We start from the raw sequence: 15,402 nt of genomic DNA, 5'->3' as shown, positions 1-15,402 counted from the left end.
TTCCCCGAACGGGTTGCAAGGGAGCCGTTTCCTCGGGTCTACTGCGAGACGGCGGAGAAGCTGTCGTCGCTCCGTCTCTCGATCCCGGTGTAGATGGGCAAGGTCGCACCGAGTAGCGCTCCGAACGCGGCGGACGGGCGATCAGGGCGAGGCCGAGGCCGGCGACGGCGCCCCGGCCACCGATCGTTCGATCCTCGGTCACGGCTCTCGGTACGTCGTCCCGGATGGTGGGTTTTGTGTTGTAGTGATGCCGAGCCGACGACCTCCTCGCCGCGCTCCGACGAGCGATACACCTACTGTGACCGCTACCGCGATACATATTATATTTGAATCGTGCCCTCAATAGCACAAGACGGACATTCCCCGCAATCTCCCACCGGATAGGAGGGGCCGCAAAACCTATGGTCTCGTTCTTGTCTTCTAGCTGTATGGTCAGGTATCCTGATGAAAAATGTCCCGATTGCGGTGGAAGACTATTTGCCCGGATCGCTGGTCCCGCTCGATGCGCAAACTGCGTCAACCCACGCACTGTAGAGCAAATCGATCGGAAGCCAACGATGTCCTCACAGTAGCGGTTCCTACTGACGGGAGTCCACCCTCGGTCGCACGATAGCTGTGCAATCCCAGTTGACGCGAACGATCGCTTGCGTCCGCACTACTGCTGTATTCGATTTGTCATCTCGTGAAGTCAGCTAGCGGAGAATTCGATCGAGTCTGTGACCGAGTCACGATCGGTGGCTCCGGTGGCGTCCTCGAGTGGTACTCTCCGTCGCTGGGAAACGTTCTTCCCCGCTTGCCGTGTATATCGCCGATAGTGGTCGTCTATGAGCGCCGATAAGACCGATTCCGACCGATCAGCGCAGCAACGATTCTCCGAAAAGGAACTGTTCTTGCTTCTATTGGTCGGGATTACGGTCATGATGGCGGTGACCGGATTCGTCCTCATCATCAACTGAGCGTGACCACCGTCTGATCCCGGCCGACGTCACGTCTCGGACGTGTCGTGTCGCGTCCGGTCGTCGGTTTCGATCACGCGAGCCGCGAGCCAGGTCACGACCGCGAGCGTCCCCATCGTCGCCACCAGAATCGAAAACTGGATCGTCGACTGAAGCGGGTCGAATCCCCACGGATTGAACACCGCGAAGACTGCGACGAAGAACGCCATGATCAGGAACGGGATCGCGTTGACTGCGAGGTCCAGCGTGATTTCCGCGTCGAAGGCACGTCGGCTCATATGGGTGTTCGTTTCGGGGGCATCTCGAGTGAGTTGGTTGGCAACTGATTCTGAGTCCGATTCATGATTCGAGTGTGCGAACACCGTCGTCTTCGGCTCGTCGGGAGCGCACGAATCCGGCTCCGACGATCGTGACGATACCGGCGAGGACCAGCGCTAGTCCGCGACTCGCGAGCCCAGAGAGGGGCTCGAGGGGGGCGATTGGCAGCGCCCCGGTGCCGTGAGCGGTCAGTAACGCACCGACGACGACGAACGCCGCGCCGAACTTGGCCGCGAACGCGAGCGGTCGATCGACGTAGTCGGCGTCCGCGAGGATGCCGGCGACGCTCGCGGCGAAGACGACGAGTCCGCCGACGGCGACCGGGACGAGATCGACGACGATGCCGACCTCCGAGCCGACGAGTCCGAGGGCCACGAGGATCGGCCACGGCTTCGCGGCGTCCGTGCGATCGGTTTCGGTCCGTCTCGAGTGGTCGACCATACCTGGGGTTCCACGTCGAGACTGTAGTATCTGACCCTACTGTTCATCATTCCTGACTGTTTCGGGACGCTTGGACCCCTACTCGTCGCGCTCGATGACGAACTCCGTGAACTCCTCGAGCTTCCGGGTCGTCTCCGCGTCGAAGTCCAGTCCGTCGATCGCCGCGCGCGCCTCGGCGGCCAACTCGAGTGCTCGTTCGCGGGCGTACTCGATGCTGCCGGCGTCTTCGAGGATTTTGAGGGCCTCGATAATCTCGTCGTCGGTGTTCTCATCGGCCTCGAGAATCGCCTGCAGCCGCTGGGCGCGCACCGGCTCGCTTTCCCCCATCGCGTGGATGACCAGCAGTGTTTTCTTGCCTTCGCGGATATCGTTGCCGAACTCCTTGCCGAACTCGCCGGCCCGACCCAGTGAGTTTTCGACGTCGAGAATGTCGTCGCCGATCTGGAAGGCGACCGCGGTCAGTTCCGCGTACGTGGCGATGGCGGCCTCGACCTCGGCGGGCTGGTCGGTGATGGTTGCGGCGAGGCGAGCGACGATCCGACCGAGGCAGCCGGTCTTGCATGCGCACATCTCGAGGTACTGGTCAGTACTGATCCGGACCTCGCGTTCGTTGTGCCAGCAGATGTCGACCCCCTGGCCGAGATGTGTTCGGTTGAGTTCGTGCATCAGCATCTCGTAGGCGGCCAGCCGCCGGCCGGCCGGCAGGTCCGCCGGATCCTGCGTGATGACCTTCAGTGGGAGGAAGTACATCGCGTTGCCGACGTTGAGCGCGATATCACGCCCGTAGACACGGTGAAGCGCCGGTTCGCCCCGGCGAATCGCTGCGCCGTCCTCGACGTCGTCGACGATGATCGTCCCGTTGTGGAGGATCTCCGGGATACAGGCGTAGGGGAGGTACTCGGCCGGATCCTCGCCGAACCCCTCCATGAAGACGAGAAAGAGCACCGCGCGCCACCGTTTCCCGCCGCGGTCGAGCAGGTCCCACAGCGGCGTCGACAGCGCGCGCTGGATGCCGTCGGGATCGTACTCGTAGGTCGGAGGCCCGAAAAAGGACTCGAGGTAGTCGGCGTCAATATCGCGTGGAACCAGGTCGGCGATCGCCTCGTCGATGGCCGGCCGCCAGTCGGCAAGCGTCTCCCGCATATCGAGTCCGAGAGGGAGCGGCGTGAAAAAGATTTGTAGTTTGTCGTGTCACTGAGTGGTACCAACCGGCACGTTGGTCCCGGCTGATCGAATCGGTCGAGCGATACAATTACACCGCCATCCCTCCACGTTCCAGCCATGACCGCCTGGATCGGCTCCATCTTCGAGAGCGACGTCGGCTGGAACCACCTCGAGCGACTCGTCGATATCGGGAACCGGATGGCCGGGTGCGAGGGCGAACGCGAGGCCGCCGAAGCGACTCGGGACGCGCTGGCCGACGCCGGCGCGCGAAACGCCCGCCTCGAGCCGTTCGAGATACAGGGCTGGACCCGCGGCGATAGCGCGATTACCGCCGGCGATACGACCCAGGAGTGTATCGCCCTACCGCGCAGCCCCGACGAGCGCGTCGTCGCGCCGCTGGTCGATCTCGGCTACGGCCTCCCAGAGGACTTCGAGGAGACCGACGTCGAGGACGCCATCGTCATGGTCCGCAGCGACGTGCCCGACTACTACGACCGGTACCTCCACCGTCGGGAGAAGTACTACCACGCCGTAGAGAACGGCGCAGTGGGATTCGTCTACCGAAATCACGTCGAGGGCTGTCTCCCACCGACCGGGAGCGTCGGCACCGACGAGGACCCCGTCGGCGAGATCCCGGCGCTGGGCGTCTCGAGCGAGGTCGGCGCGCGACTGGCCCGACGGTTCGACGGCGAGTCGATCACGGTCTCCGTCGAGGCCGACGTTCATCCCGCCGAGAGCCAGAACGTTCGCGCCGAACTCGGCCCCGATACCGACGAGCGCGTGCTCGTGACGAGCCACGTCGACGCCCACGATATTTCGGAGGGGGCCATGGACAACGGCGCCGGCACCGCGATGGTGGTCGAACTCGCGAACGCCCTCGCAGATCGCGAGGACGACCTCGAGACGCGCGTCGAGTTCGTCGCCTTCGGCGCGGAGGAGGTCGGCCTCGTGGGATCGGCCCGGTACGCCGAACGGGCGGATCACGATGCGATCAAAGCGGTGATCAACAGCGACGGCGTCGTCCGCGATCGGACGCTCTCGATCGTTACGCACGGGTTCGACGCGCTTCAGGACGTCGCGAACGACGTTGCGGACCGGTACGACCATCCGATCGGCACCGTCCCGAAACTCGGCCCGCACAGCGACCACTGGTCGTTCGTCACGTGGGGCGTCCCGGGCTGTCACGTCAAGTCGATATCGGACGACGCCGGCCGCGGCTGGGGGCACACCTTCGCTGACACCATCGAGAAACTCGAGCCCCGGACCCTGTCCGAACAGGCGATCCTCCTGACCGCGTACGTCGTCGCACTCGCCCGCGAGGACGTGACGATCGACCGCAGAGATCCCGACGCGATCGCGGCCGACCTCGAGGCGCAGGACCTCGCCGAAGGGATGAAGATCACCGGCGACTGGCCGTACGACAAGTGAGCGCCGCCGCCGAGCGAGATCGACCGCCGGCGCGCGGTCGGCGACCGACAACCGTACGCTTTTGAGCGGGCCGTGTGAACTGACGGCCATGGATGCCGCGTGGAGCGCGGACGAGGACCCCGTCGTCGGCGTCGTCGATCGCGAGGCAGACGGGAGCGAGGCAGTCGCGGTCGACGACACCCTCGAGTCGGTGCTCGCCGACGCCGGCGGGACGGCCGTCGACGGCAGCCTCGAGGACGTTCTCTCAGCGGAGCCGTCGGTGCTGCTAGCGGCCGGCGAAGGAACTCTCTCTGCGGTCGCACGTGCCGATGTCAACCTCCCCGTCCTTCCGGTCGGCTCCGTCTCGGGGATCGAGTCGGTCGACTGCGATCACCTCCCCGACGCGCTCGAGGCCGTGCTCGACGGACGGGCCGTCCGTCGAACGCGATCCGTTCTGGGCGTGAGCCTCGAATCGGACCCCGCTGACGACGGCGAGTCCAGCGAGAACCTGGTACGCGAGCGCGCCCTCTTCGACGTGACGCTGATCACCGACGAACCGGCACGGATCTCCGAGTACGGGGTCCGAAGCCGCGATCGAGCGGTCGCGACCTTTCGCGCCGACGGCGTCGTCGCAGCGACGCCGGCCGGCAGTCACGGCTACGCGAGCGCCGTCGACGCGCCACACCTCTCGGCGGCCGTCGACGCCCTCACGGTCGCCCCGATCGGCCCCTTCGTCACACAGACCAGACAGTGGGTGCTGCCGAACGACGACCTCGCGTTCACGGTCGAACGCGAGGATTGCACCGTCACCCTCGTGGTCGACGGGCGATCGATCGGCACGGTCACGATCGACTCGCGGGTCGACGTCTCCCTCGCCGGAACGCTCCCGACGCTGGTCGTTCCGGACGAACAACTTGCGGAGTAACTCGAGGAATCGGCGGAAGAGAGCGCGAAAAACGCGGTGTCTGCGGTTGGTGACGGTTGTCTGCGGGCGGGACCGGATCGCCTCGACTCGACCGTCGCTAGCTGTTGTACGGTTCCTCGTCTCGGTGGTGATCTGGATTCGCGTTCTCGAGGGCGTCGTCTACGCGATCGTCGGACTTGTGTTCGATGTCCTGACGACGCTGTTCTTCGTCCTGCCGTTCGCGGGCCTCCTTCTCTTCCTCGGTGAGCTCCTCCTCGTCCCGAGCTTCCTCGGGATCGGTCTCCTCGTGCTCGAGTTGTACGTCCCGCCCGTGTTCGTCCTTGCCGGTGTTCTCGCGCTCGTCAGTGTTGTCGGACATAGTGATCCCGAATGGGGATACCGCCGGTCGCTGAAAAGGAATTGGGCTTGCGACAGTCGGCATGCCGGGAATATCGCCGATCTCGGCCATTCTACCGCCGGTTACCAGGGTTCTCCGGAGGCGAGGTCAACCTCGCTGTCGCCCTTCTCCGAGGGACAGATATCCGCCAGCACGCAGTCGGCACAGTCGGGGTTCCGGGCCGTGCAGGTCGCCCGTCCGTGATCGATACAGAGGTGAGTGAACTGCTGCCAATCACTCTCGGGGACGATCTCCATCAGATCAGTTTCGATCCGTTCGGGCCGTTCCTCCTCGGTGAGTCCCAGTCGCCGCGAGAGCCGCTGGACGTGCGTGTCGACGACGATTCCCTCGACGATGTCGTGTCCGTGCTGGAGGACGACGTTCGCCGTCTTCCGACCGACGCCCGAGAGCTCGGTCAGTTCGGCCATCGTATCCGGCACCTCGCCGTCGTGCTCCTCGAGGATCGTCTCACAGGAGTCGCGGATGTACTCGGCCTTGCTGTTGTAGTAGGTGATCGAGTTCAGGGCCTCCGCGAGCTCCTCCTGGGGTGCGTTCGCGTAGTCTTCGGGGCCGTCGTACGTCTCGAAGAGCTGCTTCGTCTCCTCGTTCACCCGCTCGTCCGTACACTGGGCCGAGAGGATCACCGCGATCAGCAACTCGAGCCGGTTCGAGTACCGCAGCGAGATCGTCGAATCGGGGTAAGCGTCCTCGAGGCGGTCGACGATCTCCTCGGCCTGGTCGGCGCGGGTCTCGAGCGGGGTTCCCATGCTGAAATCGTTGCGAGAGCGCGCATTTGAGCCGTTCGGTTCGAGACGGACAGTCGGCGTCGCAGCAATCCGCCAGTACTCTCTCCGACGATAGCCGTCGATACCGGTGACGAGCAGGGACACCAATTGATACAGCGATGAATTCGTTGAAGGGATATTATTATCATACACCACTACGATAGTATGAATCGGGTTCCGACCGGGACCGAATTTCGATAATGACAGGGGATGACGACACTCGTGCGCAGTTCGACCAGACGGCAGGGGGGCAGGGTACCGACCTTCTCGAGGTATTGCTCACCGAACTCGAGGCTGACGACGGAACGAACAGCGCATCGCTCCGTCGGGCGCTCGACCTCGAGCGAACGGCCGACGCGGATCGGATCGTGGAGATCGAAGACGACCTCGAGACGCTGCGGACGGACGTCGACGACCGTGCGGCGGTCGACGCGGAACTGCAGGCCGCGATCGAGAACGACCTCGAGCCCCGACTCGACTCCCTCACTCGTCGCTTGCAGGGGGTCGACGACCAACTGACGGCGCTCGAATCCGAGACGAGGGAATTCCGATCGGAGCTCGCTGCGGTGCGGGAATCCCTCGTGGAAGTCGACACCGGCACTGACGCCGATGACGCCCATCTGGACGCGCTCGCGGACGACCTCGAGACTTTCGAGCGAACGGTCACGACCGCCTTCGACGCGGTCACGTCGGACCTCGAGACCGATCTCGAGCAGTTACAGTCGACCCTGCGGGACGACATCGCGTCGCTCGAGCGGCGACTCGCTGCGCTTGAGGAGGCAACGGCAACCGATGTGAAATCCGAACTCGAGGAGTCGCAACGAGACGCCGATGCTCGAGATCGAACGCCGTGAATCTGATTCTCCGTCCGGCGTCACGGCGGATATCCGCCAGAACCGTCGAATACGCCGCTGAGGGACCGGATACTCGAGGTCGATAGGATGCCGTGTGATTTAAGCGGTCCTCAGCCACCTATGTGGGTATGAAAGCCACGGCCATGGCCCACCCCATCCAGGGACTGGTCAAGTATCACGGGATGCGCGACGATATCAAGCGGCTTCCGTATCACGACAGTATCAGCGTCTGTACGGCACCCAGCCACACCCGAACGACCGTCGAGTTCTCGATGGACTACGAGGAGGACACGTTCGTCGTCGACGGCGAGGAACTCGACGGCCGCGCGTACGAACGGGTCGAGGCCGTCGTCGAGAAGGCCCGCTCGCGCTCCGACGCCGCCCACACGGTGTATCCGGTACGCCTCGAGAGCGAGAACAGCTTCCCCTCGAACGTCGGCCTCGGGTCATCCTCGTCGGGCTTCGCGGCCGCGGCGATGGCGCTGGCAGAAGCGGCCGAGCTCGATGCCAGCAGACAGGAGGTTTCGACGATCGCCCGCGTCGGCTCGGCGTCGTCCGCGCGCGCGGTCACCGGCGCGTTCTCCCAGCTCTACACCGGGATGAACGACGAGGATTGCCGTTCGAAACGGATTCCGTCCGACCTCCACGAGAACCTCAAGATCATCGTCGGACTCGTCCCCTACCACAAGGAGACCGAGGATGCCCACCGCGAGGCCGCCGACAGTCACATGTTCCAGGCGCGCAACGCGCACATTCACGAGCAGATTGCCAAGATGCGCGACGCACTGCGAAACAACGACTTCGAGGGCGCGTTCGAACTCGCCGAACACGACTCGCTCTCGCTCGCGGCGACCACGATGACCGGTCCCTCCGGCTGGGTCTACTGGCAGCCGGCCACGCTCGCGGTCTTCAACAAAGTGCGCGAACTCCGCGAGGAAGAGGACATCCCGGTCTACTTCTCGACCGACACCGGGGCCAGCGTCTACGTCAACACCACCGACGAGTACGCCGAGGAAGTCGAGGAAGCCGTCTCCGACTGCGGCGTCTCCACGACCACCTGGAACGTCGGCGGTCCCGCGAAACTCCTCAAGGAAGAGAAGCACTTGTTCTAGAGCCGACCTTTTGCTCTGCGGGCGCGGCATAGCCGCGCCCTCGGCAAAACGTCGATGAAAAGCACTCCTCCCTCCGTTCGTTTCACTCACATCGGTCGTCGGCCCGCTCGCTCGTTTCACTCGCTCGCAGTGGGTTTCGGTGAACAGCCTGCCCTTCCCCGGTGAGCGGACACCTCGCGTTGCTCGGAGTCCCGCTCACGGCCACGGTGTTCGAGTCCTCTCAGCCCGTCTCGAGCACGGCGTCCGATCGGGGCGCTCGAGCGTACCCTACTCGATCGAAATCACGACCTTCCCCTGGTGCTCGCCGACCTCGACGTACCGGTAGGCCTCGCGCGTCTCGCCGAAATCGAAGGTTCGGTCGATCACGGGCTCCATCTCGGTGGCGGCCATGGCCCGATTCATCCGGTCGAACATCGCGCGACTGCCGACGCCCATCACGCCCTCGACGGTCAGCGCCTTGTGGAGCATCGGTCCCGGATGGACCTGCCCCTCATGCCCCGCGAGCACCCCGATGAGGTGGACGTGTCCGTTGACCGCGGCCGCCTCGAGCGACCGCTCGAGCGTTCCCGGGCCGCCGACCTCGACGACGTGGTCGACGCCGCCGTCGGTCCGCTCCTGGACGAATTCGCCCCAATTGGTGTTTTCCTCGTAATTGAGCGTCTCCGATGCGCCGAGGTCGCGGGCCCGCTCGAGTTTGTCGTCGCTCGAAGAGGTGACGACCGCTTCGGCCCCCTGCATCGTCGCGAACTGGAGCGCGAACGTCGAGACGCCGCCGGTCCCGAGCGCGAGCACCGTCTCGCCGGCGGTGAGACCGCCGTCCTCGACGAGCGCGCGCCACGCGGTAAGGCCTGCACACGAGAGCGTCGCACCCTGTTCGAACGAGAGATGGTCGGGCAGGATTGCCAGGCTTTCGGCGGGGAAGGTCGTGAACTCGGCCAGCGCGCCGTCGACGTTGCCGCCGGTCGTCCGCGCCATCTTCTCGCGCGTCCCCTCTCCCTCGATCCAGTCGGGGGCGAACGGGGTCGCGATGCGGTCGCCCTCCGAGAGCCGCTCGACGTCGTCGCCGACCGCGACGACCTCGCCGGCACCGTCCGAGAGCGGCACGACCGGCAGCGCCGCGCCCGGATAGGTGAGTTCGTCGTTCGCGATGGCCAGATCGCGGTAGTTGAGCGAGGCCGCGTGCATCCGGACGAGCGCTTCGTCGTCATCCGGCGCGGGTCGTTCGCGCTCTACTTCGACGATTCCGTCGTACTCGCTCGTGGCTTCCTGCACTTCGTAGGCCTTCATCATCGGAGAACGGGCCGTGCCGGACTTCGGTCTGGCGCCCGGCGACCGTTTTGCTGGCTCTAGCAGAATTAGCGAGCACGGGTTCGATCGATCGCCGAGTACTGTCCGACGAGCTACGTCCAGCGGTCCAGCCCCGTCTGCGTGACGCTCTCCTCGATGCGCTCGAAGCCGCGTTCGACCTCGTCGGCGTCGACGCCCCACTCGTCGGTCACGTACGACTTCGCGGCCTCGAGGTCCGGATCGACGGCCGCGTCGAACTCGTAGTCGTCGGTCACGTTCGGATCGCGGAACAGCTGTCTCACGCGGTCGCCGTACTCGATGTGTGCGCCGCGGGCCTCGAGGACGCTCCAGAGGTCGCCGTGTTCGGTGATCGCTTTGATCGCCGTCTTCGGGCCGATGCCGGAGACGCCCTCGTTGAAGTCCGTCCCGATGAGGATCGCCGCGTCGATCAGCTGCTCGAGGGTCAGCTCGTGGTGGTCGAGGGTGGCCTCGAGGTCCATCAGCTCGGGGTCGCCCTTGCTCGTCAGTTGGCGGAGCGTCAGCGGAGAGCCAAAGAGGAGGGCGTCGTAGTCCTCCGAGCCGACGTAGTCGGCGTCGCCCCGCTTGACCATGTGAGCGGCCTGGGCTTCCCCCTCTGCCGGCGCTTCGACGATCGGCACGTCAAGGAGCCGAAGGAGCTCTCGGCTCGTCTCCTGAATCGTCTGCGTCAGCCGCTGCGTGCGGGACTCGAGTTGTGCGATGGCAACCGCGTCGCCCTCCTCGCGGGCGGTCTCGAGTTGGTCCTCGTAGCTCCGTCGCTGTTCGCGGCGGGATTCGATCTCGTCGTCTTTGAGTTCCGAGGGGCCGCCGTCGAAGACCATCACCGGCGTCACGTCGTTTTCGAAGAACTTGGGGAGTCCCTGGACGATCCCGACCAGGTTCGCGACCTCGGTTCCGTCGCCGGTCGTGTACGTGTCGCTGTCGGTCCACTTGACCGTCGTGGTCAGGTACCGGTAGAGCCAGTTATGTGCGTCCACGGCAACGACGCCTTCGATATCGTCGAAGGGAATCTCCTCGATGACGGCGATATCCCGCAGTGCAGCGTTACCCATTGGGAGGTAGTTGGGCGGACTGGGATTTGAATCGTTGGCTTCCAGTTCGTCGTGGCCTCCCGAACGATCGGTTCCGGTGACGTCCCTCCCGCAGCGGGCATCGGCGACCGTCTCGTTGCGATTCTGGGCTCTTCTAGGGGCGTACTTTCACGACCCGTTTTGGCGGAATCTATCTGCGGTGCTCTTTTTACCGTTGCTCTCTTCCGTCCGATTGACGAATACTAACCGGAACGCGAGAAGCGACCTCGAATTATATCGAAGTCAACGATCCGGTGCCGAATTTCCACCGCTTGGACGGAACTCATGAGTAAACGCATACCAGACCGCCCCGATCACCACGCCGCGTCTACCCCCGAGAGCAGATTCAAAACGCTGCAATCGGGTTTCGAGACTCGTGGTCCCATCGAACCGACCGACGGACACGAAGCAAACGACCACTTCGCGCTTCTCTACGAGGATCATACCGAGCAGTTCGCGACGGTTATCCCGTTCATCCAGGAAGGTCTCGAACAGGGTGAGCGGTGCGTCTACGTCGCCGATGACAACACCGTAGACGAGGTCCTCGAGGCGATGCGGACTCGCGGTATCGACGTTGATACCGCTCTCGAGTCGGGAGCGCTCTCGGTATTCACGGAGGGAGAGACCTACCGCCGAACCGGCGAGTTCGACTGCGAGGCGATGTTGGATTTCTGGGAAGAGACGCTCGACGATGCGACTGCCAACGAGTTTGCGGGGCTCAGAGCCACCGCCGAGATGACGTGGGCGCTTGAGGCCGACGACACGGACTTCGATCACCTCTGCGAGTATGAGGAACTGCTCAACCCGCTGTACGACGGGTCGGAGTACACCGTCCTCTGTCAGTACAACCGCAACCGGTTTCCGGCAGACATCCTCCACGACGTTCTCAATACCCACCCGTTTCTCGTCTACGACGACACCACAATCTGTCAGAACTTCTACTACACGCCCCCCGAGGAGTACTTCGGCCCCGACCGGCCATCGCGCGAACTTGACCGGAAGTTAGCGACGCTGGTCGATCGAACCGACGCGCAGGCGACGATCGAGACCCGCGAGCACTATCAGCGAGAACTGTACGAGACGATCGCGAGTTCGACTAGCTCCTTCGACGAGAAAATAGAGGAGTTACTGGAACTGGGCCGTGAGCGACTCGATCTCGAGATCGGATACTTCACGAAAACCAACGACGACGGCACGTTCGAAATCGCGGAAGCCGTCGGCGACCACGAGATCATCGAGTCCGGCGTTACCGATTCGCTCTGCGAGACGTACTGCGAGAAGCTGCTCGCATCACCCGGTCCGATCTCCGTCCGGAACGCGGCGGAGGTGGGCTGGACCGACGATGTCGCCTACGAGCGGTTCGGGTTGGACGCCTACTTCGGAACGACCGTCCACGTCGGCGGCGAGGAGTACGGAACGCTGTGTTTCGCCTCCAAGACGCCGCGCAACGAGCGGTTCTCGAACGCCGAACGGACGTTTCTCGACCTGATGGGCCAGTGGGTCGAGTACGAACTGGAGCGCCAGCGCCGCGAGCGGTTCCTCCGCGAGAGCTACCGGATCACGGCCGACCCCGACCGCGACTTCGACGAGAAGCTCGAACAGTTGCTCGAGCTGGGCCGGGAGCAGTTCGATCTCGAGATGGGGGGCCTGAACCATCTGCCGTCGTGGGACGGTGAGTTCAGATTAGAGAAGGGCGTCGGTCTCGGCGTCGGCCCCGAGGACGAACTGTGGTCCGACCCGGGGTACGGGCACTTCTGCCGCCGCACCGTGGAAACCGACGATCCCGTCGCCATGGCGGACGTGCGTGGCACCGACTGGCAGGACGACCGGATCCACCGGGAGTTCGGATTGACGAGTTACCTCGGGACGCGGGTGATGAACGGATCGAAACCGTACGGGACGTTCTGGTTCGGAAGCACGGACGCGCGCGACCGGCCGTTCTCCGATACCGAGCGCACGTTCATCGAGCTGATGGGCCAGTGGGTCAGCTACGAAATCGAGCGTGAGCGGCGAGAACAGTATCAACGGACGCTGAGCCGGATCGCCGCCGATCCCGATCGTTCGTTCGACGAGAAATTGGACGACATCTTCGAGTTAGGACGCGAGCGGTTCGATCTCGAGATCGGGGGACTCGCACAGGTCAATCCGACGACCGATTCGTTCGAGGTGGAGGCCATGGCGGGCGACCACGACCAACTCGAGCCTGGCGCGACGGCACCGCTCTCGGAGACCTACTGTCGGGCGGCTGACGGTGACGGGACGGTGACCGGCATCACCGATCCCGAGCGATCCGGGTTCGGAAACACCCTCGCGTACGAAGCGTTCGGCGTGGAAGCGTATCTCGGAACGCGAATCGAACTCGAGAACGTTCCCGACCGAACGTTCTTCTTCGTGTCGACGGACTCGCGGAACCGGGAGTTCACGGACGCCGAACGGGCGTTCCTCCATCTCATGGCCCAGTGGATCAAATTCGAACTCGATCGAAACCAACGGGAACGAGCGCTCGAGGAATCCAACGAGCGACTCGAGCAGTTCGCGTACGCCGCCTCCCACGACCTGCAAGAGCCACTTCGGATGGTCGCGAGCTACCTCCAGTTGCTCGAGAACCGGTACGGCGACGCCTTCGACGAAGACGGCGAAGAGTTCCTCGCGTACGCCGTCGACGGGGCCGACCGCATGCGCGAGATGATCGACGGCCTGCTCGAGTACTCCCGCGTCGAGACGCGCGGCGATCCGTTCGAACCGGTCGAGCTGGACGCTCTTCTCGACGACGTACTCGCAGACTTGCAGATCCAAATCGAAGAGACTGATGCAGAGATTACAGCCGAACAACTCCCGCGGGTGACGGGCGACGCCAGTCAGTTACGACAGGTCGTGCAGAACTTGCTCGATAACGCCATCCAGTACAGCGGCGATGCACCGCCGCGGATTCACATCGATGCGTATCGACGAGGGCGGGAGTGGGTCATCTCGGTACAGGACGACGGGATCGGGATCGATCCGGCGGATCAGGATCGCGTGTTCACCGTCTTCGATCGACTCCACAGTCGCGAGGAGTACGAGGGGACGGGCATCGGCCTCGCGCTCTGTCAGCGGATCATCGAACGCCACGGTGGCGATATCTGGGTCGACTCCGAACCGGGCGAGGGGTCGACGTTTTCGTTTACGCTCCCCGCACTACGCGAGTAGGAAGGAGACATCGATCCGGCGCGGTTGGCTGCCCGCTGAGTGGGACACCTCGTTTCCGATATCGTGAGGCCGACTCGACGGTACCGGTCCGCGACAACTGGGTCTGTCACCCGTCCCCGGCCGACTCGCTCGCGTCCGCGAACGCTCACCGTCCCGTCCGTTGCGCGCTACCAGCACGGGCACACCACCGACACGGTCACGCGATGACTTACTCCTCGTGTGATTCGAGGTCGGGCGGTCCGCTGTCGCGCCGCGACTCGAGAAAGGCGTCTTCCGCTTCGGAGAGATCCCGGTCCCGATACTCCTCGAGACCGGCCTGATACCGTTCCCGGTCGTCCCATCTCGTGTCGTCCGCAGGTGATTCGTCAGCCGGTGTCGGATACTCGAGGATCAGTTCGGCGATGCCGGTCGTTTCCCCGGTATAGGAGAAGCCGGTCCGGTAGAGCGCCTCGTAGGCGAAGGGGTTGTTGACGGCGATCCGAAGCCGGTCATAGCCCCGTTCGACGGCGCGGTCGCGGACCAGCCGGCAGAGGCGGGGACCGATCCCCTCACCGCGCAGCTCTCGGTCGACGGTCACGTAGCGCAGCCACAGGGTGTCCGCGTCGGTGCGGTCCTCGTTGAACGCGACCGCTGCGACGATCCGGCCGTCGGGGGCTCGAGCCACCGCCTTGCCAGTGTTCGTCATGACGAACTTGCCGGCGTAGCTGAACCGTTCGTGATCGAGTCGGAGTTTGGGGCCGTCGGGCGGCCAGCCGAGCAGTTCGTACTCCACGGGATTGCTTGACGGGCGACCTACTACAATGTCCGGTTTCGAACGGTCCGCGACGGGTGACTGTCCCCATCACCGACCGTGACGAACACTTTTGCACTCGTTCGTGATAGCCCGCCCACGATGAGCGGAGAATCCGACACGACGGCTGCGTTCGGGCTGAGTGGCAACGTGGGATGGCTCGTCGGCGGCGCGCTCGGCGGTGCGATCGGCGCGGTCGCGTTCGGAATCGTCATGTTACTCCTCGATCCGGACGTTCTCGAGGCGGCCATCCCCGCAATCTACGGCCTCGAGCCCGCCGGCTTCCTCGGCTGGGGGATCCACATCGCCCACGGGATCGTCCTCGGCCTGGTCTTCGGGCTGCTCGTCACGCGCCCCTCAATCCTCGGGATGCTCCGGACCGACGTCGAGACCGACGTACTCTCTCGGTCCGGTATCATCCTTCGGCTGATCGGAGCCGGTCTCGTCTACGGGATCACGGTCTGGGCGATACTCCCGCTGCTCGTTCTCCCCGTCTGGGTTGATGCGGTCGGCGGCAGCGGGGCCGAGCTGATCTCGGGAGCCGCCGCCGGCAGCCTGCTCGGACACGCGCTGTTCGGCGTCGTCCTCGGAGCCGTCTTCGCCGCGATCGTCGATCTCCGCGACCGGAATCCCGACACCCCGCTATAGCGGGACCGTACGGCTATCGGTCTCGACCACACCCGCTCGAT

The 15,402-nt window shown here is 64.4% G+C and carries 15 protein-coding genes; 7 read left to right on the top strand and 8 right to left on the bottom strand.

The features are described 5' to 3' along the window. Window positions 1-824 precede the first annotated feature (824 nt). Window positions 825-956 carry a hypothetical protein gene (locus tag HYG81_RS45430; RefSeq protein WP_255647623.1) on the top strand — a complete coding sequence of 44 codons (132 nt, stop codon included), beginning with the start codon at window positions 825-827 and terminating at the stop codon, window positions 954-956. A gap of 29 nt (window positions 957-985) precedes the next feature. Here HYG81_RS45430 and HYG81_RS35990 read toward each other — a convergent pair whose 3' ends face one another. The 3 genes from HYG81_RS35990 to HYG81_RS35980 all read right to left on the bottom strand — a co-directional run bounded on the left by HYG81_RS35990 (window position 986) and on the right by HYG81_RS35980 (window position 2,858). Beyond that, on the bottom strand, window positions 986-1,234 hold the full coding sequence (locus HYG81_RS35990) for a DUF6684 family protein (RefSeq protein WP_180840960.1): 249 nt from the start codon (window positions 1,232-1,234) through the stop codon (window positions 986-988). Window positions 1,235-1,295: 61 nt separating this feature from the next. Then, window positions 1,296-1,715, bottom strand: a complete 420-nt coding sequence (locus HYG81_RS35985; RefSeq protein ID WP_180840959.1) for a DUF7541 family protein — start codon at window positions 1,713-1,715, stop codon at window positions 1,296-1,298. A 78-nt stretch (window positions 1,716-1,793) separates the two neighbouring features. Continuing rightward, window positions 1,794-2,858, bottom strand: a complete 1,065-nt coding sequence (locus HYG81_RS35980; RefSeq protein WP_180840958.1) for a polyprenyl synthetase family protein — start codon at window positions 2,856-2,858, stop codon at window positions 1,794-1,796. A 138-nt stretch (window positions 2,859-2,996) separates the two neighbouring features. Here HYG81_RS35980 and HYG81_RS35975 point away from each other — a divergent pair, with 138 nt between their 5' ends. Together HYG81_RS35975 and HYG81_RS35970 are read left to right on the top strand one after the other, a co-directional pair. Further along, the gene (locus HYG81_RS35975; protein WP_180840957.1) at window positions 2,997-4,307 is read left to right on the top strand and encodes a M28 family peptidase; all 1,311 of its coding nucleotides are present in this window, start codon (window positions 2,997-2,999) and stop codon (window positions 4,305-4,307) included. An 88-nt stretch (window positions 4,308-4,395) separates the two neighbouring features. Further along, on the top strand, window positions 4,396-5,211 hold the full coding sequence (locus HYG81_RS35970) for an NAD(+)/NADH kinase (RefSeq protein WP_180840956.1): 816 nt from the start codon (window positions 4,396-4,398) through the stop codon (window positions 5,209-5,211). A 97-nt stretch (window positions 5,212-5,308) separates the two neighbouring features. Here the strand turns inward: HYG81_RS35970 and HYG81_RS35965 are convergent, their stop codons facing one another. Both HYG81_RS35965 and nth read right to left on the bottom strand, forming a co-directional pair. Continuing rightward, window positions 5,309-5,569 carry a hypothetical protein gene (locus HYG81_RS35965; protein ID WP_180840955.1) on the bottom strand — a complete coding sequence of 87 codons (261 nt, stop codon included), beginning with the start codon at window positions 5,567-5,569 and terminating at the stop codon, window positions 5,309-5,311. 101 nt (window positions 5,570-5,670) lie between these two features. After that, complete coding sequence (nth, locus tag HYG81_RS35960; protein ID WP_180840954.1) at window positions 5,671-6,354, bottom strand: endonuclease III; 684 nt, start codon at window positions 6,352-6,354, stop codon at window positions 5,671-5,673. A gap of 218 nt (window positions 6,355-6,572) precedes the next feature. On the opposite strand from nth, the gene HYG81_RS35955 reads away from it, so the two are divergent. Together HYG81_RS35955 and mvaD are read left to right on the top strand one after the other, a co-directional pair. Next, a complete protein-coding gene (locus HYG81_RS35955; RefSeq protein ID WP_180840953.1) occupies window positions 6,573-7,226 on the top strand; it encodes a hypothetical protein in 654 nt (217 codons plus the stop codon). 128 nt (window positions 7,227-7,354) lie between these two features. Next, window positions 7,355-8,338, top strand: a complete 984-nt coding sequence (gene mvaD, locus HYG81_RS35950; protein WP_180840952.1) for a phosphomevalonate decarboxylase MvaD — start codon at window positions 7,355-7,357, stop codon at window positions 8,336-8,338. A gap of 267 nt (window positions 8,339-8,605) precedes the next feature. Here the strand turns inward: mvaD and HYG81_RS35945 are convergent, their stop codons facing one another. Together HYG81_RS35945 and fen are read right to left on the bottom strand one after the other, a co-directional pair. Next, a complete protein-coding gene (locus HYG81_RS35945; protein ID WP_180840951.1) occupies window positions 8,606-9,625 on the bottom strand; it encodes a zinc-dependent alcohol dehydrogenase family protein in 1,020 nt (339 codons plus the stop codon). A gap of 113 nt (window positions 9,626-9,738) precedes the next feature. Beyond that, the gene (fen, locus tag HYG81_RS35940; protein WP_180840950.1) at window positions 9,739-10,716 is read right to left on the bottom strand and encodes a flap endonuclease-1; all 978 of its coding nucleotides are present in this window, start codon (window positions 10,714-10,716) and stop codon (window positions 9,739-9,741) included. A 303-nt stretch (window positions 10,717-11,019) separates the two neighbouring features. On the opposite strand from fen, the gene HYG81_RS35935 reads away from it, so the two are divergent. Further along, window positions 11,020-13,923: an MEDS domain-containing protein gene (locus HYG81_RS35935; protein WP_180840949.1), complete on the top strand. Its 2,904-nt coding sequence runs from the start codon at window positions 11,020-11,022 to the stop codon at window positions 13,921-13,923. A gap of 208 nt (window positions 13,924-14,131) precedes the next feature. Here the strand turns inward: HYG81_RS35935 and HYG81_RS35930 are convergent, their stop codons facing one another. Next, window positions 14,132-14,695, bottom strand: a complete 564-nt coding sequence (locus HYG81_RS35930; RefSeq protein ID WP_180840948.1) for a GNAT family N-acetyltransferase — start codon at window positions 14,693-14,695, stop codon at window positions 14,132-14,134. Window positions 14,696-14,815: 120 nt separating this feature from the next. Between HYG81_RS35930 and HYG81_RS35925 the strand changes: the two genes are divergently transcribed. Further along, window positions 14,816-15,361, top strand: a complete 546-nt coding sequence (locus HYG81_RS35925; protein ID WP_180840947.1) for a hypothetical protein — start codon at window positions 14,816-14,818, stop codon at window positions 15,359-15,361. Window positions 15,362-15,402: the final 41 nt, after the last annotated feature.

It is taken from the genome of Natrinema zhouii (genome assembly GCF_013456555.2).
Lineage (GTDB): Archaea > Halobacteriota > Halobacteria > Halobacteriales > Natrialbaceae > Natrinema > Natrinema zhouii.
Note: the sequence above shows the minus strand (reverse complement) of the source record. Positions and strands in the feature narration are given on the sequence as shown.